Below are 25,665 nucleotides of genomic sequence, written 5' to 3'. Positions count from 1 at the left end.
GTCCGCAGCCCTGATCTGCATATCAGAGCCATCGACTCATATTTTATCCTTATCTCCATAGCGGCAGAACCAAGGCTCAATGTGAGTAGTGCGCCCGGACAGTTGAACCTCCGGCGGATGGATATATGTCGGACGATCAAACACCCAAGACACAAGCCTCTACCCCGTCAGCCGATGACCGGCAGACCCTGCACGATCTGAACAATATGTTCGGTGCCGCCAAGGGCAGCGTGCAACTGATGCAGATGCGGCATAAGGACGACCTGCAAAGCCTTCGCATCACCGACATGGCCCTGCAAAGCCTTGAAAACGCGCAGACCTATGTCTTGCAAAAGCTGGTCCGCACCGATGTGCGCGACACCTCAGGCGGCATTTCGGACTCGCCGGAACGTCTGGCGGCGCGCCACGGCGTTGTGGAGTCGAACGACCGTCACGACCTGTTTTTTGCCGCGATCGAAATGACGCGGATGCCGATGATCGTCACCGATCCCAACCGGCCCGACAACCCCATTGTCTTTGCCAATCAGGCCTTCCTCAACACCACGGGCTATCAGATGGAAGAGGTCCTGGGGCGCAACTGTCGCTTCCTGCAGGGCGAGGGGACCGATCCCCAAATGATCGCCAACCTCAGCCGTGCCATCCGCGACCGCACCGATATTGCGGTGGAAATCCAGAACTTCCGCAAAGACGGCACGGCCTTCTGGAACGCCCTCTTTGTCAGTCCGATCTTCGACCGCGACGGCAAGCTGCTCTATTTCTTCGGCTCGCAGTTGGATGTCACGCGGCGGCGGGAGGCCGAGATGGCGCTGCGCCGGGCGCAGAAGATGGAGGCCATCGGTCAGCTCACCGGCGGTATTGCCCACGATTTCAACAACCTGCTCCAGGTGATCATCGGCAATCTTCAGATGGCGCGCACCGTTACCGAGCAGCCGGACAAGCTCAATCGCTACCACGAGGCGGTGATGCAGGCGGCTCAGAAGGCGCGCGTCCTGACGCAGCAATTGCTGGCCTTTTCGCGCAAGCAACCGCTGGAGGCGCGCATCGTCAATCTCAACCGCGTGGTGTCTGACCTCAACGACCTTTTGTCGCGCACCCTGGGCAGCTTTATCGAGATAGAGCTTGATCTCGACCCTGATCTGGCCAATGCCCGCATCGACACCGTGCAGCTTGAAATGGCGCTGATCAATATTCTCGCCAATGCGCGCGACGCCATGCCGGAAGGCGGGCGGGTGACGATTCGCACCGCCAACCGCAGCGGGCCGGAGGGCGAACAGGTCGAACTGTCGGTCAGTGACACCGGCGAAGGGATGCCGCCGGAAGTGCTGAGCCGCATCACCGAGCCCTTTTTTACCACCAAGGAGGTGGGCAAGGGGACGGGGCTGGGGCTGGCCCAGGTCTATGGTTTCGTCAAACAATCCGACGGCGGTTTTGAGGTCGAGAGCACGCCGGGTCAGGGCACGACGGTCCACCTCTATTTCCCTATGGTACAGGGGGCCGACGACAAGGCCCCGGCGCCTGAACGCACCTCTCAGACGCGGGGTAAGGGCGAGCGAGTCCTGCTGGTTGAAGACAATCGCGAGGTGCGCGAACTGGCCTGCGCGATACTGGAGGCCGATGGCTATGAGGTCGTGGCGCGTGAAAACGCTTCGGCGGCGCTCGACTATCTCAAAGGGCCGGACGGGGTGGACCTTCTGTTCACCGACATTGTCATGCCGGGCAAGATGAACGGCGTCGCCCTCGCCAAGGAGGCGCGGCAACTGTTTTCCGACCTGCCGATCCTGATTACCACGGGCTTTGCCGACGATGTGCACGGCCACACCAATGCGCGTGAGTTTGAAACCATCTACAAACCCTACATGCCCGACGAACTGTCCACGCGGGTGCGCGGTGTGCTGAACCGCAAGGATGATCACGGAGCCTGACCGGCTCTTTTCGGAGTGTGGCCCGAATGTCGCATTGTCTGTAAGCGCTTACATGATGAATTGACAGCGCTGTTGTAAGCGCTTACAGAACGCAAAACGGCGATGTAAGCGCTTACATAACAGGCAACAGGGTTTCGGTTCTTATGGCAGCAGGCGTAACGCTCAATGACGTGGCCAAGGCGGCGGGGGTGTCCATCGCGTCGGCATCGCGCGCCATCAACGGCCTCGACAACGTCACCGAAGAGGTGCGTGAGCGCGTACTGGAGGCTGCCGGCAAGCTGAAATACGTGCCGCATGGCGCGGCGCGGGCTCTGGCCATGAGCCGCACCAATACCATCGGCGTCATCCTGCCCGATATTTATGGCGAGTTCTTCTCGGAGATCATTCGCGGTATTGACGTTGCCGCACGCGCCAGCGGTCTGCACATTCTGGTGTCCGGGTCGCACGGCGACGTAAAGGAGGCCGTCAAGGCGGCGCGCGCCATGGCCGGTCGCGTCGATGGCCTGCTGGTCATGGCCCCCTATGCCGATGCCGACGACCTGTCCGGCAAGCTGCCGTTCAACCTGCCGCTGGTCATGATGGGCGGGGTGGGCGGTCAGGCCGACCTGCCGAGCCTTGTCGTTGACAACTATTCCGGCGCGCTGGAGGCCGTGCGCCACCTGCGTGAACAGAGCTGCCGCCGCATCGCGCACATTGCGGGCCCTGAGAGCAATCTGGAGGCGCAGGACCGTCTGCGCGGCTATCTCGATGGGCTGAAAGAGGCCGATCTGTCGCCGCAAGTGCTGCCTGGCGACTTCACCGACGCGGCGGGTTATGCGGCCGTGCAGACCCTTCTGGCGCAGGAACAGATGCCCGACGGCCTGTTTGCCGCCAATGACATGATGGCGCTGGGGGCGACCCTGGGCCTGCGTGAGGCGGGCGTGTCGATTCCGGACGACATCGCCATCATCGGTTTCGACGACATTCCGGTGACGCGCTACGCCTCGCCGCCCATCTCCACCCTGCGCGCCGGCGTCTTCGATATAGGGCGGCGCAGCCTCGAACTTTTGTCCGTGTTGATCGAACGGGGCTCTGCCGAGGCCTCGACCTCGGCCGCCAGCCTGATCGTGCGGCCTGAACTGGTGGTGCGAGCGTCCAGCCGCCGCCGTTAAAGCGTTTCTGCAAACGCTGTAAGTATCGCGTTTTATACAAATAAAACAGTCCTTTGGGAGAACAGGATATGCTTCATATGTCTCGTGCACGAGGTCTGAGCCTCGGGGTTTCGGGCGTCGCTCTGGCGGCCGCCCTCGTGATGGCGGCCCCGGTCTTTGCCGCGGAATCCGATGCCACGCTTCAGGGCCGCGTCTCGGCGGCTCCGGCGGGGACGGTGGTCACCGCGACCGATGCCAATACGGGTGCCAAGGCGACCGCTACGGTGCGTGCCGATGGCCGCTATGTGATCGTTGGTCTGCGTCCGGGCACCTATACTGTGACCTTCCGCGCGCCGGACGGCACGACGCGCACCGAACAGGCCGTGCTGCCCGTCGGTCAGACGATCGAAGTCGATGCCGACCTCGCCGCTGCTGAAGCGCCGGTGCAGGAAGTCACCGTCGTCGCCTCGCGCCGCAACAATCCGCGTCAGTCGGAAGTCTCCACCTCCATTTCGCGCGCCCAGATCGAAAACCTGCCGCAGAACGGTCGCAACTTCCTCAACTTCGCGGCTCTGGCCCCCGGCGTTGCGGTGTCCACCGACCCGGAGCGCAAAACCTTTCAGGCCGGTGCGGTCAACGCCAACCAGGTCAACGTCTTCATCGACGGTATGAGCCAGAAGAATCAGGTGCTGCAAGGCGGAGTGACGGGTCAGGACGCCTCGCGCGGCAACCCGTTCCCGCAACTGGCCGTGCAGGAGTTCAAGGTTTCGACCCAGAACTTCAAGGCGGAATATGAACAGGCGGGTTCCGCCATCATCACCGCCGTCACCAAGACCGGCGGCACCGAATTCCACGGCACGGTGTTCGGCACGCTCCAGACCAAGAGCATGATCGGTCAGAACTATTATGACACCGGCCCCAAACAGGATTTCGAAAACAAGGAATACGGCTTCGACATCGGCGGCCCGATCATCAAGAACAAGCTGCACTTCTACATGTCCTACGAAGGCCGCAAGGACGCGCGCCCGTCGGATTCGGTGGATATGCGCAACAATGGCAGCTTGAATACCCTGAACCCGACCCTCGTTACGGCTCTGTCTAATGCCTATAACGGCAGCTATGCCAAGAACTTCCAACAGGATATGGTGTTCGGTAAGCTGACCTGGTTTGCCGATGACAACAATACGGTTGATCTGACGGTCACCAACCGTAAGGAAGACGATGTTCGCAACTTCGGCGGTCTGACGGCCTATGAGCGCGGTTCAACCCTCAATCAGGAAATCAAGGCCGTTGGTGTCAAATGGCGTCACCGGGCGGGCAATCTGCTCAATGACATGCAACTGAATTATCAGGATGCGCAATGGCGTCAGGCACCGCTGTCCACCAACCCGGCTATCACGCTGATCAATGGGCAAAATATCAATAACCAACTCGCCTTCTTCGGCGGTACGCCCTATTCACAGGTCAAGGCGCAGGAAAGCGTTACCCTGCGCAATGACCTGACCCTGACCGGTATCGAATGGTACGGCACACACGTGATCAAGGGTGGCTTCAAGCTGGCCAACTATAAGTACACGGCTGAAGAAAACGATCGTAGTCGGAACCCTGAATATTTTTATGATGCGGCGACCTACGTTTATGGCGGAACCAATACGCCCGTAGCCGTGAAAATCGCCGACGGTGATCCGCGGATCACGTCTAACAATATGCAGTTCGGGGCCTATATTCAGGACGACTGGACCTTTGACGATCACTGGACCTTCAATCTGGGCGTGCGTTGGGACTACGAGTCCAACATGCTCAACAACGAATATACGACGCCTGCCGATATTGCGACGGTCATGCGCAACACGGCGGGCTTCAACAAGGCGTTCAACCCTAATGACTTCATTTCAACGGGGTCGAACCGCAAGGGCTTCAAGGGCGCTATCCAGCCGCGTATCGGCTTTGCATATGATGTAAATGCTGACCGTGATCTGGTCATCTTCGGCGGCTATGGTCGCTATTATGACCGGACTATCTACGATACGGCGCAACTGGAAACCCGTCGTGCCCAGATACACGTGGCCACCATCTATTTCCCGCAGGTTGCAGGGCAGGCTAACACAGCGAACTGGAATGCCAGTTATTTCGGCAATCCGACGGCTCTGGTGGCGCTCGCCAAGTCTTTGGGCCTGAAGGGCGAAGTGTTCGCGCTGAACAACGACGCCAAGGTGCCCTATTCGGATCAGTTCAATCTGGGTGTCCGCAAGCGTTTCGGCGAGATTTCGACCTCGGCCACCTTGTCCTACATCAAGTATCAGAACCTGTTTAACTGGGTGCTTGGTAACCGTCTGCCGGACGGCAGCTGGTGTCAGTACGGCCCGCAATATGCCTGCCAGCCGTGGGGTAATGGCCTGCCGGGCTATGGCAGCCTGATTATCTCGACCAATGAGCGTCAGGCGCGTTACAAGGCCCTGTATCTCACCGCCGAGAAGCCGTGGACGCCGGCGTCAAAATACGGCTTCAGCACCACCCTGACCCTGACTGACGCCGAAATGACCGGTCATAACGACCCGTTCATCTTCGACTATGCCAGCCCGTCGGCCACCGGCTGGCACAAGGCGGAAGGCGTCGATAAGTGGCGCTTCGTCGGTTCGGGCATCCTGTCGGGGCCGTGGGACACCCGCGTCTCGGCCATTGTGACGCTGGCTTCGGGTACGCCCTATGGCCGTGTGCTCGATACCGCTCCAGCGCTTCAGATTCAGGAAGGGTACTTCTGGCCGGGCAAGACCTTCAAGCAGGTCGATCTGCGCGTCTCCAAGGACTTCAAGCTGTGGAACGGTCAGACGGTCACCGCCGACGCGCAGGTCTATAACCTGTTCGACACGTGGAACCGCGCCTATTCGCAATGGACCGGTGGCTATGACAACGGTACGGGCGCCAAAAAGATCCCGGACCCCAATGCCCAGATCGGTCCGTCGCGCTCCTTCCAGGTCGGCCTGACCTATAAGTGGTAACGCTTCTGGCGCGGTGGTTTCCGTCGCGCCGCTCCCCATGCCCAGCGGTGTCTCATCCCCTGACGCGCCGCCGGACATCTGCCCGCCAGCCCTTTTCTTCCTCGGCTTATGCGGCGCTGACTTGCCTGATACCGGGGGCTTCTCCTCCCGTTGGAGCCCCCGGTTTTTTTTGGTTTTGTTGTCCCTGATGGACCGCCGGTGTCACCCACAGACACCGTGTCGAAGGGAGTTTTTTATGTCCTTGTTGCATCCGTCCCGTCGGGCTCTTGGCCGGGGTCTTCTGGGGCTCAGCCTGTTGCCCCTGGGGGCCTGCGCGTCTCTGCGGAGCCTGTCGCGGGCACCTGCGAGCGACCCGCTTCTGAGCGATCTGCATCGGCGCACGTTTCAGTTCTTCTGGGACGTGACTGACCATCGCACTGGCCTGACGCCGGATCGCTGGCCCACGCGCACCTTTGCCTCGGTGGCCGCTATCGGATTTGCCTTCAACGCCTATATTGTCGGTGCGGAGTCCGGCTATATCCGCCGTGAGCAGGCGGCGGAGCGTACCTTTAACACGCTGAATTTCCTTTATAACCTGCCGCAGGGCGAGGCCGCTTCGGGCACGGCGGGCTATAAGGGCTATTTCTATCACTTTCTGCGTTTCGACGACGGCACGCGCTACAAGACCTGTGAACTGTCGTCCATCGACACCTCGCTTCTGCTAATGGGGGCCCTGTGCGCCGGGCAGTATTTCGACCGCGACACGCCTGTGGAACGCGATATCCGCCGCCTGTCCACCGCCCTTTATGAGCGCGTGGACTGGACCTTCATGATGCGCCCGTCGGGGCGGCAGACCATGGGCTGGCACCCCGAAGACGGCTTCATCAAGGCCGAATGGCGCGGCTATAACGAAGGCATGATGGTCTATCTGCTGGCTATGGCCTCACCGACCCACCCGATTGACCCAAAGGCCTATCAGGTGTGGTGTTCGACCTATGATGAGACATTTGGCCCCAATCACGGGGAGCCGCATCTGGGCTTCCACGCTTTGTTCGGCCATCAGTACAACCACGTCTGGATCGACTATCGCGGCATAGCCGACGCCTATATGCGCGCCAAAGGTCTGGATTATTTTGAAAATTCCCGTCGCGCCACGCTGGCGCAGCGCAACTATGCCATTCAGAACCCGATGGGGTTCAGGGACTATGGCCCGGACATCTGGGGCTTTACGGCCTGCGACGGCCCGGCGGATGTCAAGCTGACGCTTGACGGCGTCGAGCGGCAATTTCGCAGCTATTCGGCGCGCGGACCGGGCGATCTGCACCCGTTCGACGACGGCACGATTGCGCCCACCGCCGCGCTGGGCTCGATTATGTTTACGCCGGTGGAATCTCTGGCCGCCGCCAGGGCCATGCAGGCGCGCTACGGCGCCGATATCTATGGCCAATATGGCTTTTTCGACAGTTTCAACCCGACCTTTGTCACCGACTATCCGTCGCGTGAAGGCCATCAGACCCAACGCGCCGGCTGGGTGTCCAACGACTATATCGGCATAGACCAGGGGCCGATCCTGTGCGGTATCGAAAACCTGCGTTCAGGTCTGTTCTGGCGGCTGATGAAGGGCTGCGCGCCGCTTCAGCGCGGCCTGAAACTGGCCGGGTTTGAGGCGGTAGCCTGATGCGCCGTCATCTGTCCAAAAGGGCGCTGATACTGGCCGCCGGGCTGCTGGCCACACCCGTGGCGGCGCAAACCGCCCTGATCGCGCCGACACCGTGGACTGCGGGGGCGTCAGAGGGCGTCGCCTCAAAGGCCAACGGCGTCGAAACCGCCCGGCTGGACTATGGGTTCAAAGGGGCGGGCTATGCCTTTATGGTGCATGGACTCGACTTTGTGGCCCCCGATAACTTCGTCATCGACATCCCTGTAAAGGGTGAGGGGGCGGGTAATGATCTTCAGATCAAGTTCACCGATGCCTCCGGCGACAATGTGTGGTGGGTGACGCGCCCGGCCTTTGTGCCGACACCGCAGGGTACGGTGCTGCGCATTCGCCCGCGCCATATCGAATTTGCCTGGGGGACGACAAATGATCGCACCTTCCGGGGGGGCAAGCGCATGGAGGTCGTGGTCGTCAAGACGGCCAGGGGGGCGGCCTCCGGCTGGCTGGAGGTCGGGCCGATCCGCTGGCGTGCCGAGGCGCCGGAACCGAAGACCGAAGCGCCTTTAAAGGCCGATGTGACGGCGGCCGTGGATGGCGATGCCCGAACCGGTACCCCCGCGACATCGGTGACGCTCGACCTGTCGCGTGTGCGCGCCTTTGGCGGATTGAAACTCGACTGGGGCCGGGTGCCCGCTCGGTATAGCCTCGCGGTGTCCGATGATGGACGGAGCTTCCGCGAGTTGCGCACCGTTGCGGGCTCCGACGGCGGGACAGACTATGTGACACTGGGTGAGGTCGATGCGCGCTATGTCCGCGTGAGCGGGCAGGGGCAACTCAATGAGGCCACTGTACTGCCACTGGAGATGGGGCTTAAGCCGAACGCCTTGCTGAGCGAACTGGCGCGCACCGCCCCGCGTGGCGACTATCCGCGCGGCTTTACGGAGCAGGCCTACTGGACCGTGGTGGGTGTGGCGCATGGCGGCCCGCGGGCGGCGCTGCTGTCCGAAGACGGGGCGGTCGAGTTGGGGCCGGAGCGCCCGTCGCTGATGCCTGTGCTGAGGGTCGGCGGCAAACGTCTGACCTGGGCGCAGGCCACGGTCACACAGGGCATGGACGCCGAGCGCCTGCCCTTGCCGACGGTCGAATGGCAGGGGGAGGGCGTGCAGATGCGCGTTGCCCCTCTGGCCTTTGGCGAGGGCAAGGCCCCCTATGCGCTGGTGCGTTATGAGGTAAGCTCCGATACGGCGCAGACGGTGCGGCTGGAACTGCACGTGCAGCCGATGCAGGTCAATCCGCCGACGCAGTTCCTGACGCGGCCGGGGGGCTATGCGCCGATCCGCCGCCTCAGCCGTGACGGCGATACGGTCAGCGTCGATGATCAGCCGCTGTGGCTGCTGACGCCGCCGAAGGATTTTACGGCAGCGGGCTTCCTGAGCGGGCCGCAGGGGGCCAGTGCCTCCGATACGGACGGTCTGGCCTCCGGCGTGATTGGCTATGACCTGAACCTCACCCCCGGTGTGGCGCAGAGCGTCATTGTCGCCTTTCCGCTGGGCGGGCAAACGGCGCGCCCCGTCATCACCGGGGACGCGGCGAAGTGGGCCGAAGCGCAGGCCGAAAGCGTCAGGGCCGACTGGCATCAGCGGTTGGGGGATACCAGGCTTGTTCTGCCGGCCGGTGCGCCGCCCATTGCCGACAGCGCGCGTCTGGCGCTCGCCTACCAACTGATCCTGCTTGATGGCGACTGGCTGAAGCCCGGCGCGCGGTCTTACGACCGGTCGTGGATACGCGACGGTGCCATGATGTCCGAAGGCCTGCTGCGAATGGGTCTGCACAAGGAGGCGCTGGCCTATTTCAAGGCCTATGCCCCGATGAGCTTCGAGACAGGCAAGGTGCCGTGCTGCGTCGATGCGCGCGGGGCCGATCCGACACCGGAAAACGACTCCAACGGGCAACTGCCGTGGCTGGCCGGGGAACTGATCCGCTTTGGTGTATCGCCCGCCGAGATCGCGCCCTACTGGCCTCAGGTGTCCGGTGCCATCGCCTATCAGGAGGGCCTGCGTCAGGCCAATCTCACGGCGCAAACCGAAGCGCGCTATCGCGGCCTCATGCCGCCGTCGATCAGCCATGAGGGCTATTCGGACAAGGCGGCCTATAGCTACTGGGATAATTTCTGGGCCCTGAAAGGCTATCGCGGGGCGGCGGTGACGGCCCGCGCTTTGGGCAAGACGGCAGAGGCCGAACGTTTCTCTGCGCAGGGCGAGGCCTTTGCCCGAGACCTGAAAGCCTCGATCCTTGCCACCGCGGCGCACTATGGGCAGGCCGTGGTGGCCGGGGCCGCCGATCGCGGCGATTTCGACCCGACGTCAACGACCATGGGGCTGACCTCCGGCGCGCATACGGACGACGTTCCTGAGGCATTGAAGCGTCAGACCTTTGAGTTCTACTGGGCGGATATTCTGATGCGCCGCCGTCAGACGCCCAACAGCTACACGCCCTACGAACTGCGCAATGTCGGGGCCTTTCTGCGGCTGAAACAGCCCGAACGGGCGCGTCAGGCGCTCGATATGTTCTTCGCCGATCAGGCCCCCAGGGCGTGGTTTCAGTGGGGGGAGGTGGTCACCGTCCCCTATCGTCAACCGTTGTTTATAGGCGATCTGCCCCACGGCTGGGTCGAATCCGACTATCTGCGGGTGGCGCTTGACCTGTTTGCCTATGAGCGGGCCGAGACGGCGCAGATGGTGCTTTTGTCAGGGTATGACCCGAAATGGGCCGACAAGGGCGAAACGCGGCTGGAGCGGCTGCGCACGCCATGGGGCCCGTTATCGCTTACGATTAACATGGCGGGTTCGGGCCTAAAAATCAATATTGATTCTGATGCACCGCCCTCCGGTGGCTATGTCATTGACGTACCCTCCCTGATGGGGCGAGATGTTCGTGCGCGGGTGGGAGGTCAGCCCATGGCCTTGCGCGATGGCGAACTGATCATCAAAACGGCAAAAGCCGAGATTATTCTGGGAGATGGCCTATGATCTTCACGCGGTTCCCCTCAAGGGCTCTGGTCGCCCTTTTTAGCCTCTTTGTCCTCACCGCCTGCGCCAGCCTGCCTGTAGCGGACCTGCCGCGTGGCGAAACGCCCAAATCCCTGACGCTGAAAGATGGCACCCGTATCGGCTATATGCAGTACCTGCCGGCCGATCTGAAAGGTAAGGCCCCGGTGCTGGTCTTCCTGCACGGATCGGGTGAGATCGGCACCGACGTGACCCTGACCACGGTGCACGGGCCTTGGGCTTACAGCCGCGCCCATCCGAACAAGGCCCCTTTCATCATTCTGGCCCCGCAACTGAGCGAAAAGGTCGAATGGAACCCGGCGACGCTTGACGCCTGGCTGAGCACGGCTCTGAAAGGCCTGCCCGCCGACCATAGCCGCCTATACCTGACCGGCCTGTCGCGCGGTGGTCGGGGCACCTGGAGCTGGGCGATTGCCTATCCGCGACGCTTTGCCGCCATTGCGCCGGTGTCCGGAGACTCGCTTTATCGTGACGGGGCCTGCGCGCTCAAAGATGTGCCGGTGTGGGCCTTTCACGGGGCAAAGGACGACATCGTCTTCTATCAGCCCGAAGTCCAGTTTGCCGATGCCGTCCGCGCCTGTGGCGGTGAGGTCAACTACACCCTCTATCCCGAAGGCAATCACAATGCCTGGGATGCCGCCTATGCCACCCCCAGCCTCTATGCGTGGCTGCTCAAACATAAACGTTGAATTTTTCCCCGCAGATACCAAGGATAACCCATGACCGCTTTCACGCCTTCACGCCGGTTCTTCCTCAGGGGCGCCGTCGCCACGGCCGCCTTCCTTCCTGTCGTCGCCCCCGGCCTCGCCAAGGCCGTGGCCGCGCCGGACCCCTTTATCGAAAAGCTGATCGCGTCGCTTTCGCTCGAAGAAAAAGCCGGTCAGCTCAGCCTCTATGCCGACCTGACGCGGCCGGACTTCGGCAATGTCAATCCGGCCGCCGTCGCCCAGACGAAGGACGAGGTGAAGGCGCGCATCCGTCGCGGCGAAATCACCGGCCTGTTCAACGGGATCGGTGTCGCCGGGGCGCGCGAACTGCAAAAGGTGGCGGTCGAGGAATCTCCGCATAAGATTCCGCTGATCTTTGCCGCCGACATCATCCACGGTCTGCGCACGACCTTCCCGGTGCCGCTGGGCGAAGCGGCGGCGTGGGACGCCGATCTGGCTTACCGCACGGCGCGCGCCGCGGCTATTGAGGCGACCGCCGTCGGCCTGCACTGGACCTTTGCGCCGATGGTGGACATTGCCCGCGATCAACGCTGGGGTCGCGTCGTCGAAGGGGCGGGCGAAGACACCTATCTCGGCAATGTGCTGGCCGTCGCCCGCGTCAAGGGTTTTCAGGGCAATGACCTGAAGGACGGGCGCAACATGCTGGCCTGCCTCAAGCACTTCGCCGCCTATGGCGCGGTGCAGGGCGGCATGGAATATAACACGGTCGATATACCGGAAACCACGCTGTGGGAAACCCACCTGCCGCCGTTCAAGGCCGGGCTGGATGCCGGGTGTTTGTCGGTAATGTCGAGCTTCAACGACATTTCGGGCGTGCCCGCGACGGCCAACCGCCACCTGCTGACCGAAATCCTGCGCGAGCAGTGGGGCTTCAGGGGGCTGGTGGTGTCCGACTACACCTCCGAGGAAGAGCTGATCCTGCACGGCTATGCCGCCGATGGGCGTGACGCCACCAAAAAAGCCATTATGGCTGGGTGTGATATGTCCATGCAATCAGGTCTTTATTTCAAACACCTGCCATCGCTTGTGAAGGACGGCGAAGTGCCCCAGGCGGTGCTGGATGAGGCGGTGCGCCGCGTCCTGCGCGTCAAGAAGGCGCTGGGCCTGTTCGATAATCCGTACCGTTCGATGGACGCCAAACGCGAAAAGGCCGATGTGCGCAGCGACGGGATCGTCGCCCTGTCGCGCGAAGCGGGTCGCCGCTCGATCGTGCTGCTGCGCAATGAAGGCAACCTTCTGCCGCTCGCCAAAACGGGCAAGAAGATCGCTCTGATCGGACCCTTGGGCGCGGATCGTCACAATCTGCCGGGGCCGTGGTCGGTCTTCCCGGACCGGGCCAAGGGCGTCACCATCGAGGAAGGCCTGCGCGCCGTGGTGAAGGACCCGGCCGCGATCACCGTCGTCAAAGGCGTGGACTTCGAAGCGGCCATTCCGGGCGGCATCGACGCCGCCGTTGCGGCCGCCAAAGCGTCTGACATCGTGGTGCTGGCCATGGGTGAAGCCGAGAACATGTCCGGCGAAGCGCAGGCGCGCACCGATATCTCGCTGCCCGCACCGCAACTGGCGCTGATCGAAGCGGTGAAGGCGACCGGCAAGCCGACCGTGCTGCTGCTGCGTCACGGACGGGCGCTCGCGCTCACCGGCGGGGCGCGGGAAGCCGACGCCATCCTCGCGACCTGGTTCCTAGGGTCAGAAACCGGCAACGCCATTGCCGACATTCTGTTCGGCGACTACGCCCCCTCAGGCCGCCTGCCGGTCAGCTTCCCGCAGGCGTCGGGCCAGCAGCCCTACTATTACAATCACCGCATCACCGGGCGGCCGCAGATTGATCCGAAGGTAAAGGAATATAAGGCGCGCTACCGCGAAGTCACGAACGAAGCGCTATATCCGTTCGGCTATGGCCTGACCTATTCAACCATTGAATACGGTCCGACCATGGTCAGCGCCCCGGAACTGGGCTGGGACGCCACCCTGACGATCAGTGCCGAGATCGCCAATACGGGCCCGCGCGACGCCGATGAGGTGGTGCAACTCTATATCCACGACAAGGTGGCGAGCCTCGTCCAGCCCATCCGACAACTCAAGGGCTTCAAGCGTATCAGCCTGAAGGCCGGGGAGCGCAAGCGCGTGGAATTTACCCTCAGCCGCGCCGATCTGGCCTTCGTGCACCCTGATCTGAAACCCGCAGCGGAGCCGGGCGCGTTCAATGTGTGGCTGGCCCCGTCGGCGGTGGGCGGCACGCCCGCTGAATTTACGCTTAAGGCATAGATGACGCGCAAACCCAGCGAGATAGGCTTAGGCGGCGCTGCGGTTTACGGGCTGGGTGATTTTGCCTGTAACCTCTACTGGCAAAGCCTCAGCCTGTTTCTGCTGTTTTATTATACCGAGGTGGTCGGGCTTGAACCGGCCACGGCGGGCCTGATCTACCTGATTGCCTCGGTGTGGGACGGGCTGATCGACCCGCTGATAGGCGCGGCGGCGGACAAGACGCGCACGCGTTTTGGGGCCTATCGCCCCTATCTGCTGGTCGGCGGGCCGTTGTTGGGGCTCAGTTTCTGCCTTCTCTATTATCGCCCGCCGCTGGAAGGCACGATGCTGACCCTGTGTTTGCTGGCAACGCATCTGGTCTTTCGCACCTTCTATGCGCTGGTCAATGTGCCCTATGCCGCCCTGTCGGGACGTATCACCAGCGATCCCGACCGACGCGCGCAGTTGTCCGGCTTTCGTATGTTCTTTGGCGCGCTGGCGGCGGTGCTGGTGTCGCTGATCACCCCGGCGGCGGGGTCGGGCGGCTATCTGCTGACGGCGGCGGGGTTTGCGGCGGTGGCCACCTGTGTGTTTCCGCTGGTCTTTATGGTGACGCGTGAGCCGCCGGTGCAGGCCACGTCGCGTCCTCCGGCCCTGCGGACCCTGATCCGCAGCCTGGCGCGCAATTCAGCCTTCTGGCGGCTGAATCTGGGGGCGCTGGCCTTCGCCATTTCCGGCACGGTCCTCACCAAGTCGGTGCTGTATTATTTCAAATATCAGCTTCATGATGACCGCCGGGGCGCGGTGGCGCTGGCGGTGATGGGCATGGCCGGGCTGGCGGCCATACCGGCCTGGACGCTACTATCCCGGCGCATCGGGCGACGCGGTGTATGGATCGCGGCCAGCGCACTGGGGCTGATGGGACTGGCCGCCCTGCGCTTCGTGACGGCCGGGCCGTCGCTGACCACGGCCTTCCTGATCGCGATCAATAGTGGATTTCTGGGGCTGTTCTTCGCCTTCTGGTCGCTGCTGCCCGATACGGTGGACTATGGCGAACAAACCACGCAGGTGCGCGCTGACGGCTTTGTCTTCGGCGTGGCGGGGATGATTTCCAAGATCGCCATGGGGCTGGGCGCGGGCCTGTTCGGCTGGGGGCTGGGTCGTACCGGCTATCAGCCCAATGTCACCCAAAGCCCCGACACACTGGCGGCGATGAAGACTCTGATGACCGGCCCACCGGCGCTCGGCTTGTGCCTGTGCGCGGCCCTGATGCTGTGGGACCTGTCGGCCCGCCGGCGATAGAGCGGATTTCGTAAACCCTCGCACATTTTCTGGAATACGCTCTAACCGGCGATACGCGACCGGCCGGGTGATAGACGTTCGGACAAGGCGTCGGCGCGCAGCGGGCGGGAGAAGAGGTAACCCTGCATGGCGTGTACGCCGGCGGCCTTGAGGTGCTGATGCTGGGCCGGGGTTTCCACGCCTTCGGCCACCACCTGCATCCCGAAGGCGCGCCCTATGCCGGAAACGGCCTGAATAATGGCCAGGGCCTCCAGCGCCTTGCGCGGCTCACCGTCCAGACCGCGCACAAACTCCTGATCAATCTTGATCTTGTCGAAGGGGTGGCGGTGCAGGGCCGTCAGGGAGGAATAGCCGACGCCGAAGTCATCAAGCGCCAGTTTAAAGCCGTGGGCCCTCAGCCGTTCGAACAGCCGGTTCATATTCTCCGGATCGCCGAGAATGGCGGTTTCGGTAACTTCGATGACAAAGCGCGAAGGCAGTAAGCCTGCGGCCCGGACGGCCGCCAGCAATTCCGCCTCAAATTCGGGCTGATCCAGCTCGACCGGCGACACATTGATGGCCAGCGGCACTTCGCCCAGACGTGCGGCATCGGCAAAGACCATGGTGCGCACCAACTTCCCGACCTCGATAATGCGACCTGTGCGTTCGGCCAGTGGTACGAAAATGGCCGGGGTGACGGGGTTCGGATCTTCACCCGGCCAGCGGACCAGACATTCGGCGGAGATAATCGCTTCGCCCATCCGGTCGTAGATCGGCTGATAGACCACATCCAGACGACCGCGGGCAAGAATGGCGTCCAGACGCGTCAGCAAGGCCGTATCTTCGTCATCTAAACGAAGCGGGACCGCAGGCGCGGGGGCGGGCAGGCGTTGGGCAATTTCGGTGAGAGTCGCGGTCAGGGCGTCGGTCAGGGCCTCGCCATCGCCCAGCCGCAAGTCCTGGGGCGTCTGACGCGCCAGCGCCTCGATACTGCCCGCCAGATCGGCCAGCCGCCGCGCCCCCAGATTGAGGCTCATCGAGCGCAGAGCGTGGGCGGCCGAGGCCACCTGCGCGGCGTCCTCATCCCTCAGCGCCGCCACCAAGGCTTTCAGGGTGAGGGGAGCATGGGCCCGATAAAGCGCAATGACGCGGTCGCGGAAGGGAGCGGCCTCGCGCAGCAGGGTGGCGAAGGTCTGATCCAGCCAGTCACTTGTCAGGGGGGTGGCCGCCGATGCGGCGTCTTCGGACCGGGGGGATGGCCCTTCGACGGCCAGAGGCGACAGGAAGCGGTCGAGCACCTCACCTAAGGCCTGAAGTGTGAAGGGCTTATGCAGAACGCCGTCCATATCGGCCTGACGCCATTCCTCGGCGGCCTTGCCCACCACATGCGCCGTCAGGGCGACGATAGGCAGTCGGGTGCCGTCTTCCTGCGCCCGCCAGCGTCGCGTTGCCTCGAAACCGTCCAGTTCCGGCATCGAGCCGTCCATCAGCACCAGATCGAAGGGCTGGGCGGCCATCTGAGCCAGCGCCTCCGCACCATTACTGACCGTGACGCAGGTCATACCGAAGCGGCTCAGCGCCTCGCGCGCCACCTCCAGATTGACCTCGGAGTCGTCGGCCACCAGCACACGGGCCTGCGGATAATGGACGGTGGCGTTTTCCGGCGCCGTCGGTGCCGCCTGATGCAGGGGCGCGCTCTCGGCAAAGGCGTGGATCAGACGGTCGAGATCACCGTGACGCAAGGGCAGGCCAAGCACCGCCGCGCAGCGTCCATCCTCGCGCCAGACTTCGGCTTCCGCGTCGCGTATATCGGCCAGCAGGACCAGCGGGATTGTCGCACCGGTGAAGGCTTCACGGGCGTCGGCATCGGCCAGTATGAGGTCCGGCGCGTCCGTGTCGATGACGAACCCGGCCGCCTCCAAGCGCACCTTCAACAGGCCTGCCAGTGCCGGGGCCCGGACGGCCAGATGCAGCCGGGCGGGCGCCGGGAGACGCGGCGGCGCGGCGGTCGGTGCGTTAGCCTGACGCGGCAGGCGCACATGGAACGACGTCCCCTTGCCCTGTTCGCTGGTGACGGCAATGGCCCCGTGCATGGCCTCGACCAGCCGCCTGGCGATGGACAGGCCCAGCCCCGTGCCGCCGAAGCGCCGCGTCGTGGTCTGGTCCTCTTGGGTGAAGGCGCCGAACACGCTGCCGAGCTTGTCCGCCGCAATGCCGATACCGGTATCGCTGACCACCAGCCGCCAGTACTGCGGGTTTCGGTCGGGCACGAGTTTAAGCACGACCTGTCCGCGTTCGGTGAATTTGACGGCGTTGGAGACCAGATTGGCGACCACCTGCCCCAGCCGTACCGTATCGGCCGGCACAAGGCGCGGCGCGTCCGGGTGCACCAAGGCCACCAGTTCCAGCCCCTTTTCGCGTGCCCGGTCATAGAAGAGGGCGATGACCTCGTCGATCAGGTCAACGATATCGACTTCGCCGATTTCGACGTCCATGCGCCCGGCCTCGATCTTGGAAAAATCGAGAATGTCGTTGATGACGGCGAGCAGGTTACGCCCGGACCGCACAATGGTGTCGGCGTGGCGGCGGGCCTTCGGCGGCAGGGGTTCGCTGGCCAGCAGTTCGGCCATCACCATGACGCCGTTCATCGGTGTGCGGATTTCATGGCTCATGGTCGCCAGAAATTCCGACTTGGCGGCATTGGCGGCATGGGCCTCGTCGCGGGCGAGGCGGTAATCTTTGGTGCGCGCTGCAACCTCGTCTTCAAGGTGCTGCACCTGCGCTTCAATCTGACGGTCGCGTTTGTCGATCGCTTCCGCCATCAGGTTGAAGCCGTCTACCAGCGTGCGCACCTCGTCCTCGGCCTCAGTGTCCACGCGGGTGAAGGTACCGCTTTGCGCCACCTGCGCGATGGTGCGCGTCAGGTCGCTCAAGGGCCGGACGAGGCGGCGTTGCAGCTGGTTGGCGACGACAAGCGCGATGACGGCCGCAGCCACGGCCATCAGTCCGATCCCGGCCAGTGTGCTCAGAAGCCCCGCCGAGATGCCAGTGGCCTTGTGAACGACGACCACATGGCCAAGGGTCCGGTTGTCGTGCCGGATGGGCGCGCGGATTTCGATGGAGCCGGTGCTGAGCAGATGACCGAGCGAAGGCCGTGTCCCGTTGTCGTCAATACTGACGTCGGACCTCAGCCGCACGCCCGCGCCGGTTTCGGCCAGTACGCCGTGCGGCGTTTCCACCCGCGCATAGACGATTCCGGGCGTGCGGGTGACGGCGCGCAGGGCGCGAAAGGCCCCCTGAGCATCCCCCGTTTCGACGCTTTCGGTGGTGCTGGAGGCCAGCACATCGGCGGCGGCCTTCAGGGTGGACCAGCGGTTTTCGCCATAGCGACTGGCCTCATTGGCCACGAACAGGGCCACGACCGGCAGGCAGGCCAGCAGCACGCAGCCGATAACCAGCCGGTTCAACCGGCTGTGAAAGCCCGGCTGGCGTCCGTGGGGCGTGCTGATTCGGGCGGGTTTACGCATGATACGACGCTAATAGATGTACCTTGAAAGAGGAAACCGGATTTTCGCCCGTTTCGTCGGGCTGAGGCGAAAAAATAAAAAACCTGTAAAGAATATAGAGGTTTATCCTGTGGAAAGGCCCTGTTAACAGCCCTGTGTTACAACGCAGACATGAAATCCGGCTGGTTCGATCACCAAACGCGCATTCTCCGACGCTTTGCGGCGACGCAGAAAGGCCACGCCGGGATCACGGTCGCCATGGTGGCCGTGCCCCTGATGCTGGCCGCGGGTGGTGCCATCGAACTGAGTGCCTATAACCGCGACAAAAGCGCCTTGCAGGACGCTGCCGATGCGGGGGCGCTGGCCGGAGCTGGTCGTCTGACCCTGGCGACCTATGGCCAGAACACGACCGGCATCACAAACTTTGCCGTCCAGACCGCTGCCATGCAGGCCAAGGGCTTGCCCGACGGCGTGAGTGTCGAGTTTTCCGCCACCGCGGACCTGCAAAAAGGCATGGTTGAAGTGACAGGCGTTGCGCATCGCAAGCCGATCTTCAGCGCCATCGACTTCGGTACCGAACTGAGGGTTAAGGCGCGGGCCGAAAATATGCAGAAAACGCCCCTGTGCGTCCTGCAAACCCAGGACGGTGGCCTGTCGGTGCAGAATACGGCGCAACTGCGCGCGCCCGGCTGTGCGGTTCACGCCAACCACAATATTACGGTTGAGTCGTCCGCCATGATCGAGGCAGCGCGTATTCAGGCCTCCGGCACCGTCAGCGGAGTGACGCGCCCCAGGGCGGGTGAGGGGGCCATGACCATTGCCGACCCCTTCGCCAATCTGGATCTTAAGCCGCCCTATCCCTGCCCCCGTCTGCCCGTGCAGATACAGGTGCTGAACAATCAGTCGGTTATCCTGCCGCCGGGCGTGCATTGCGGCCTGATCACGGTGGGCGGGTCCGGTCGGATACACCTGCTGCCTGGCGAACATTACTTCATGTCCAAGGTGCAGATGTCCAATGTGGCGCAACTGACGGGGGACGATGTGGTGCTGATCTTCGGCGGCGATGACAAGATTGATATTGCCGACAAGGGCGAGGTGCGTCTGACCGCGCGTAAATCCGGGCGCTTTGCCGGCTTCCTGATGGCGACGTCACGCGACAATACCGAAACCTTCAGCATTCGTTCGGACCGCGTCAGCCAGCTTCTCGGGACCATCTATATTCCCAATGCCGAGCTTCAGATCGAGACGTCGGGCAAGGTGGCGCAGGATTCCGCCTGGAGCGTTATCGTGGCGCGCACCCTGACCCTGCGTAAGGACCCGGTGCTGGTGATCAACAAGAACTATGCCGGTTCCGGCGTGCCGGTGCCCGAAGGGGTGGGCCCCAACCGCTCCCTGCCCGCCCTGACGCAGTAAGGAGGGACAATGAGCTATTTCGTTACCTTCGAAGCGGCCCGCCTGCTGGTCGTTGATGACGACCCCATCCTGCGTGAATTTGCCCTGACGCATCTGGCAACGCCCGAAGTCAGCGTCGAGGTGGCCGAAGACGGCGCCGATGCGTGGACGAAGATGGGCCGCGCCACCTATGACATCGTTCTGCTCGATCTCGACATGCCGCGCATGGACGGGTTTGAGCTGCTGAGCCTGATGCGGGCGGACCCGACCCATCGCCATGTGCCGGTTGTCGTGGCGACGGGCCGTGAAGACATGCTGGCCGTCGATAAGGCCTTTGCCAACGGGGCGACGTCGTTCGTCATCAAGCCGCTCAACTGGCGGCTGGTGTCGCATCAATTGTCCTATGTGCTCAAGAACGCGCGCGAAGAAGCCGCCCTGCGCAAAACCCTGCGCACGCTTCAGGACGGCAATCGCCTGCGCACCGAAACGGTGAGGCTTGCCCTGTTAAAGCTGGAAGAGTCGGCCAAAGACCTGGTGGATATGCTGGCGCGGCCCGAAGCGGTCGAACTGGAAGAGGCGCAGGCGGCGACGGTGCGTGTCGCCCGTCTGTGCGAGGCCCTGACTCAGGTGGCGAAGGCGGGCTGAACCGCCTTACCGGCGCGTCGGCGTCCCCCAGCGGCTGCGGTCCAGATACGGGCCCTGATAAGGCGGGCGCGGCTCCACCGCGTTGCGGCTGTCGGGGTGGTTATCCGGGCTTTCGGCGGCGGGAACCCCGCCATTGCGGCACACGGACGGGCCCATGCCGTAGAGCCCGGCGGCAAAGTCATAGACGCTACGTTCAACCAGGGTGCGCACCCCCAACTGGATAGGCTCCATTTCGCTGAACCCGCCCGACAGGTCGAGCATAGTCCCGTCGAGCAGGGTGAATAAGCCGGGCTTCACCTCGCGCCCCACAATCTGCTTCTGATAGGCGGTGACGCGCCGGATCTCCTGAGAGCGCGTGTCGATCAGGCGCAGATCGAGCGCGATATTCATCACGAAGCGCCGCGATACGAAGCTGCCCGCCGGATCGTCGCTGCCGGTGCCACCGGCGCGCAGATCGACGCCGTCGGAGCGGATATTGTAATTCAGTTCGGTCAGGCCGCCGGAGATATAGTAGTCTGAACCGGCGATCTGACCCGCATAGACCTTGCGGAAATTGTCCGGCTCGTTACCCGCCTGATCCGGTGTGTCGGACAGGACGTGCTCCATGGCGGCCTTCAGTTCATAGTCGGAGATGTCGCGGTCACCGCGCTCCACCTGTGGCAGGCCGGCGCGCGACAGGGCCGACTGCGCGAACAGGGCGATGCCCTGCGTGATATTGGCCCCTGTGTAGAAGTCGCGCTTGCCCGTCAGGTCGTCGATGCGGCCCACCGCCACGCGCGGCCGGGTCTTATGGCTAGTCAGCGCCGCCTGCTGAAGGCAGATCAGATCGGGGCTATAGGGCGTCAGATTGGCCGTCGCCGGAGCATTGCCCACCGGCCTGGCATAAAGGCCCGTCTGCGGATCGGCGGTAACGCTGGCGCAGGCCGAAAGCAGCAGCGGCAGGGCGATCACAAGGCGTCTCATGGCTGCGTCTCCTTCAGTCCGGCCTCACCAAGGCAGGCGCGTCCGTCGGCGGCGGTCCACAGCGGCGCGATCAGATGATAGACCGAGCGTTCGACCAGTTCGCGCACCGACATTTGCAACGGTTCCTGACGGCTGTTGCCGCCTTGCAGCAAAAGGCCGATATCCTCGCTGCCTCCAGTGAGGCGACGGTCGTTGGTGACGCCGATCACCTGCTGCTGAAAGGTGACGGTGTCCACCACCTGCTGGGTCTGGGTGTTGACCAGCCGCAGATCGACGGCGACGTTGAGCACATAGGTGCGGCCGCTGATCTGGCCCTGTGCGCCGGGCAGCGCCTGTGAGCCGATGGCCGCGTCGTAGCCGTCGGAGCGGATATTGTAGTTCAGTTCGGTAATGCCGCCGACAATGTAATAGCGCGACCCGGCGATCTGCCCGGCCAGAATGGGACGGAAATTGTCGCCGCTTTGCCCGGCGCGCTCCGGCGTATCCGACAGCAGCTTTTGCCGCGCATAGTTCAGTTCAATCTCCGCCACGGAATTGTCGAGGCGTTCGACCACCGGGACCCCGGCATAGCCCAGCGCACTGACGGCAAACAGCGACGCACCCTGGGTAATCTTGGCTCCTGTGTCGAAATCGACCTTACCCGTCAGGTCGCCAATGCGCCCGACCGCCAGACGCGGCAGGCCGTTCAGAGATGGGCGGCGGGCGAGGCAGCGCAGGGCGGGCGTCACCGGCGTCTCATTAAGCGTCACCGCGGCCGGCGGCGGTGGGGCGGCGGTGGCCAGACCCGGCATGAGTGCGCCTGTGGCGCAACTCAGGGCGAAGAAAAGGCGAAGGGAAGGTGTCATCAGCGCGTATCCGGGTGGGGGTGAGGGCGGGGAGCGTCTTATTCACCGGTCGTTTTGCGTCCGTTGAGGACAGCAGAAACCGTGCCGGAATTGTCCTGACGGCTATTGAGAATGACCGTGTTGTGGCTGCCGCTGACCGTGACCGACAACAGGTTGCCAATGGCTGTGGCCGTAGCCATGCCCTGTGTCGTCAGGGCATCGGGGGCGGCCAGGAGCGTGCCGCCGCTACCGTTTGATGGGATGTAGCGGTTGTTGGCGTCGTCGTACTGGATGATGCCGTTGACGATCAGGCGGTTGCCATTGGCATCCCGCGTCGTCGGGGTGAAGGGCTGGTTTTCCAGCCGCCGGCTGTTGCCATAGCCGTTTTCCAGCGCCCGCAGGTCCGAGGTCTGGGCCGTGGCCGCAAAGGCCACGAACGGGCAGGAAAAGGCGAGGCTGGTGAGGAGATAAGGCTTGCGCATGGTGGTTGCTCCGCGAAGGAGAAGAGGAGCCCGCCTGTGCGGCAGGCTCCCTTCCGGATCAGAAGCCCTTAACCGTCAGGGTGTTGCCGATGGCGGCTGCGGTGGCGTCCACCTTGCCAGCCACGCCACCGATGGTGGTGTTGGCATAGGCATTGACCGCGGCTGTATTGACCTGAGTCGAAGCCAGGCTGCCGAAGTCGGTGGTGAAGGTGGCCGAGTTGCTGATGGCGGCGGCGGTGGCGCTGACCGACTTGTCCGCATTATAGACCGTGGCGTTCAGCACCGCCGTCGGGTCGTAGTTGACGTACTGGGTGTTCGAAACGGAACCGACCCACTTGGTATTCACCGTCGCCGTATTGGCAATGGCCGCTGACGTCGCGCTGACGTCGCCCGTCACATTGGTGATGGTCGTCGAAAGGTTGGACGTCGCATCGCCGAAGAAGCGCTGATAGTTGTTCAGGCTGTTCAGGCTCGACCCGTCGGCGGTGAAGCTGTTGCCGATGGCGGCGGCGGTCGCCGACACGTCATTGGTGACATTGTCGATCTTGGCGTTCAGTTGCGCCTTGATGTTGGACGAATTGTTTTGGTTGTTCGAGGCGGTCTGCGCCTGAGCCGAACCGGCCAGAACCAGACCGGCGACAGCGATTACGGAAAGATATTTCATCTGAGTCTCCTGTGTATTTGCCCCCAAGCGGGCCACAGAAGAAAAGCAATAGATAGGCCGTTGAGCGCGGTTAATTCTTTATTATAAAGTGAATTAAATGAATTATGAATATATTATTATTTAGGAGAAATTAACTTTTATTAAAATTTTAATTCGCCACAGTTTTGATTTATTAACGAATGGCAAATCATAATTTTTAATTTTCAAATGACCTTATATTGTTTCGTCTTAATACATGTATTTATTTGGGAAAAACCCATGGATGCGTCGGGGCTGCACGCCCTTCAGTCGTGTATCAAACCGGGACGCCAGTGGTAAAAAGTTACGGGTCTGTGCCGGCGGAACGGGAGGAGAGCAGAGGCCTTACGGCTCCTGCTGTTGCACCGTCTCAGGGCGCGAGGGTCTCGATGGTGAAGCTGTAGCTCTGCGGCTTCAGCGGAATGCGATACTTGACCAGAGACCGCGCCTCCAGTGACCAGCCCGTATCCCCACCGACACCGATCTGTACCAGGTCGATCAGCAGGGTCCCGTCGCCGTGCGGCGTGATGTCGGCTGAGCGCCGTTCACCGCGCGGGCGGGCATAGAGGTCTTCATAAGGGAAGGCGAGGGCATTGGCGCTCAGGGGCTGAGCGCCCGTGACCTTCACGCCCTGACCCGACGGGTCGGAAAGGGCAATCCAGCGCACATCGGTCTTGTTGCCGGTTTCCTGCGGGCGGGCATAGTCGTGGAACTGCTCAGCCACCGTGCCCTTGTAACGGCCAATGGCATAGCCGGTCTGACGATCGACGTAGGATTCCTGCGGGCCGCGCCCGTACCATTCCAGATTGGCCAGAGACGGATCGGTGTCAAAGCGCAGGCCTACGCGCAGCGGATCGGGCAGGTCATCCTTGACCGGATCGAAGTCGGTGGTAACCATCAGCTTGCCGTCGGTGCGCAGGCGGTAGGTGACAGTGACCTTCACCTGACCGGGGCCGTGCACGAACAGCACCTGTACGCGGTCAGCCTCGACCTTGAGATCGCGCACGCGGCGGTTTTCGGTCAGCCCCTTCCACACGCCGTGGCTGCGCGCGACGCCTGCCCCTTCGTCGTTGTCGGTCAGGCCGCGCCAGAAGTTGGGTGTGCCCCCTTTCAGCAGGGGCTTTCCGCTGCTGTTCAGCGCGATCAGGCCGGTATCGGCGTCGATGCTCAGCGTGCGACCGGCGGCGCTCAGGGTGATGGCCTTGCCCTTCTGTTGCGGCTTGACGAAGGCCGTGGCCTCCACCGGGGCCGAGGCTGGGCGCAGTACAAACTGGCTCCAGCCGACCGTCGCGCCCGCCGGCACGCCACGGATGCTGTCGCTCTTGGCGATGGCGGCCAGGGTCAGGATATATTCGGCCCCGTCCTGCGGCAGGGGCGGCAGGGCCAGCGGCACGTCGGAGGTCGCATCGGGGGCGGCATTGACGCCGCGCAGCGTGCCGCGATCGGCGACCACGCCGTCCTTCAGAAGGGTCCAGCCAAAATCGAAGCCCGACAGGTCGCGGAAATTATGACGGTTAACGACGGTTACCTTGCCCGACTTCGGATCGCCTTCGAACACCACCGGCGAATAGACCTTCTGAAGCTCGTAATATTCCGGGTCCGGCGTGCGGTCGGCCTGCACCACGCCGTCGCCCACCACCGAATTGTCGCCGCGTTCGGGGTTTACATCGAAGCCTGAAGCCCAGTAGTGACGGCCTTTGGAGTCCGTTCCATCCACGAACTGATCAATGAAATCCCAGACGAAGCCGCCTTGCAGCTTCTTTTTGGCGCGGATGGCGACCCAATAATCCTCCAGATTGCCGAGGCTGTTGCCCATGGCGTGGGCGTATTCGCACTGGATCAGCGGCTGGGTATAGCGCGGGTCTTCGGCATAGTCGTTGATGCGGTCGATATCGTCATACATTGGGGCATAGATATCGACATAGGGGTTGGGCTGATGGTCACCATACAGGGTGCCGTGGCCCAGATAGGAGATCAGCCGTGTGGGGTCGTTCTGGCGAATCCACCTGGCGGCGTTTTCAAAGTTCGGCCCGGTCCCGGCCTCATTGCCCAGTGACCAGAAGATGATAGAGGGGTGGTTTTTGTCGCGCTCGACCATGCGGCTGACCCGGTCGAGATGCGCGGCGGCCCAGTGCGGCTTATAGCCCAATTGCACGCTGA

The 25,665-nt window shown here is 62.9% G+C and carries 16 protein-coding genes; 10 read left to right on the top strand and 6 right to left on the bottom strand.

The annotated features are described in order from the left end of the window. Positions 1-125 precede the first annotated feature (125 nt). From PQU94_RS14225 to PQU94_RS14190, 8 genes are all read left to right on the top strand, one after another. A complete protein-coding gene (locus PQU94_RS14225; protein WP_272742102.1) occupies positions 126-1,922 on the top strand; it encodes a histidine kinase famiy protein in 1,797 nt (598 codons plus the stop codon). Positions 1,923-2,065: 143 nt separating this feature from the next. Then, positions 2,066-3,073: a LacI family DNA-binding transcriptional regulator gene (locus tag PQU94_RS14220; RefSeq protein ID WP_272742101.1), complete on the top strand. Its 1,008-nt coding sequence runs from the start codon at positions 2,066-2,068 to the stop codon at positions 3,071-3,073. A gap of 77 nt (positions 3,074-3,150) precedes the next feature. Further along, on the top strand, positions 3,151-6,051 hold the full coding sequence (locus tag PQU94_RS14215; RefSeq protein WP_272742100.1) for a TonB-dependent receptor: 2,901 nt from the start codon (positions 3,151-3,153) through the stop codon (positions 6,049-6,051). Positions 6,052-6,286: 235 nt separating this feature from the next. Next, entirely contained in the window at positions 6,287-7,708 is a 1,422-nt protein-coding gene (locus PQU94_RS14210; protein ID WP_272742099.1) for a glucoamylase family protein, read from the top strand. Beyond that, positions 7,708-10,716 carry a discoidin domain-containing protein gene (locus PQU94_RS14205; RefSeq protein ID WP_272742098.1) on the top strand — a complete coding sequence of 1,003 codons (3,009 nt, stop codon included), beginning with the start codon at positions 7,708-7,710 and terminating at the stop codon, positions 10,714-10,716. Before PQU94_RS14210 ends, PQU94_RS14205 begins: the two co-directional genes overlap by 1 nt. Further along, positions 10,713-11,444 (top strand): carboxylesterase family protein, encoded by a 732-nt coding sequence (locus PQU94_RS14200; protein ID WP_272742097.1) that lies wholly within the window; start codon positions 10,713-10,715, stop codon positions 11,442-11,444. Before PQU94_RS14205 ends, PQU94_RS14200 begins: the two co-directional genes overlap by 4 nt. 30 nt (positions 11,445-11,474) lie before the next feature. Continuing rightward, positions 11,475-13,751 carry a beta-glucosidase BglX gene (bglX, locus tag PQU94_RS14195; protein ID WP_272742096.1) on the top strand — a complete coding sequence of 759 codons (2,277 nt, stop codon included), beginning with the start codon at positions 11,475-11,477 and terminating at the stop codon, positions 13,749-13,751. Then, positions 13,752-15,032: an MFS transporter gene (locus PQU94_RS14190; RefSeq protein WP_272742095.1), complete on the top strand. Its 1,281-nt coding sequence runs from the start codon at positions 13,752-13,754 to the stop codon at positions 15,030-15,032. It abuts the gene before it with no gap. Positions 15,033-15,073: 41 nt separating this feature from the next. On the opposite strand, the gene PQU94_RS14185 is transcribed toward PQU94_RS14190, so the two are convergent. Next, entirely contained in the window at positions 15,074-18,538 is a 3,465-nt protein-coding gene (locus PQU94_RS14185; RefSeq protein ID WP_272742094.1) for an EAL domain-containing protein, read from the bottom strand. Positions 18,539-18,688: 150 nt separating this feature from the next. Here PQU94_RS14185 and PQU94_RS14180 point away from each other — a divergent pair, with 150 nt between their 5' ends. Then, positions 18,689-19,930, top strand: a complete 1,242-nt coding sequence (locus PQU94_RS14180) for a TadE/TadG family type IV pilus assembly protein (RefSeq protein WP_272742093.1) — start codon at positions 18,689-18,691, stop codon at positions 19,928-19,930. A 9-nt stretch (positions 19,931-19,939) separates the two neighbouring features. Next, the gene (locus PQU94_RS14175; RefSeq protein WP_272742092.1) at positions 19,940-20,554 is read left to right on the top strand and encodes a response regulator; all 615 of its coding nucleotides are present in this window, start codon (positions 19,940-19,942) and stop codon (positions 20,552-20,554) included. 6 nt (positions 20,555-20,560) lie between these two features. Here the strand turns inward: PQU94_RS14175 and hfaB (PQU94_RS14170) are convergent, their stop codons facing one another. The 5 genes from hfaB (PQU94_RS14170) to PQU94_RS14150 form a co-directional block, all read right to left on the bottom strand. Next, entirely contained in the window at positions 20,561-21,517 is a 957-nt protein-coding gene (hfaB, locus tag PQU94_RS14170; RefSeq protein ID WP_272742091.1) for a holdfast anchoring protein HfaB, read from the bottom strand. Next, a complete protein-coding gene (hfaB, locus tag PQU94_RS14165) occupies positions 21,514-22,362 on the bottom strand; it encodes a holdfast anchoring protein HfaB (RefSeq protein ID WP_272742090.1) in 849 nt (282 codons plus the stop codon). Before hfaB (PQU94_RS14165) ends, hfaB (PQU94_RS14170) begins: the two co-directional genes overlap by 4 nt. 38 nt (positions 22,363-22,400) lie before the next feature. Next, complete coding sequence (gene hfaA, locus PQU94_RS14160) at positions 22,401-22,823, bottom strand: holdfast anchoring protein HfaA (RefSeq protein WP_272742089.1); 423 nt, start codon at positions 22,821-22,823, stop codon at positions 22,401-22,403. Positions 22,824-22,881: 58 nt separating this feature from the next. Continuing rightward, the gene (locus tag PQU94_RS14155; protein ID WP_497006777.1) at positions 22,882-23,523 is read right to left on the bottom strand and encodes a hypothetical protein; all 642 of its coding nucleotides are present in this window, start codon (positions 23,521-23,523) and stop codon (positions 22,882-22,884) included. A gap of 352 nt (positions 23,524-23,875) precedes the next feature. Next, the coding region (locus PQU94_RS14150) for a glycoside hydrolase family 2 TIM barrel-domain containing protein (protein ID WP_272742087.1) at positions 23,876-25,665 on the bottom strand (1,790 nt) is incomplete at its 5' end.

It is taken from the genome of Asticcacaulis currens, assembly GCF_028550395.1.
Lineage (GTDB): Bacteria > Pseudomonadota > Alphaproteobacteria > Caulobacterales > Caulobacteraceae > Asticcacaulis > Asticcacaulis currens.
Note: the sequence above shows the minus strand (reverse complement) of the source record. Positions and strands in the feature narration are given on the sequence as shown.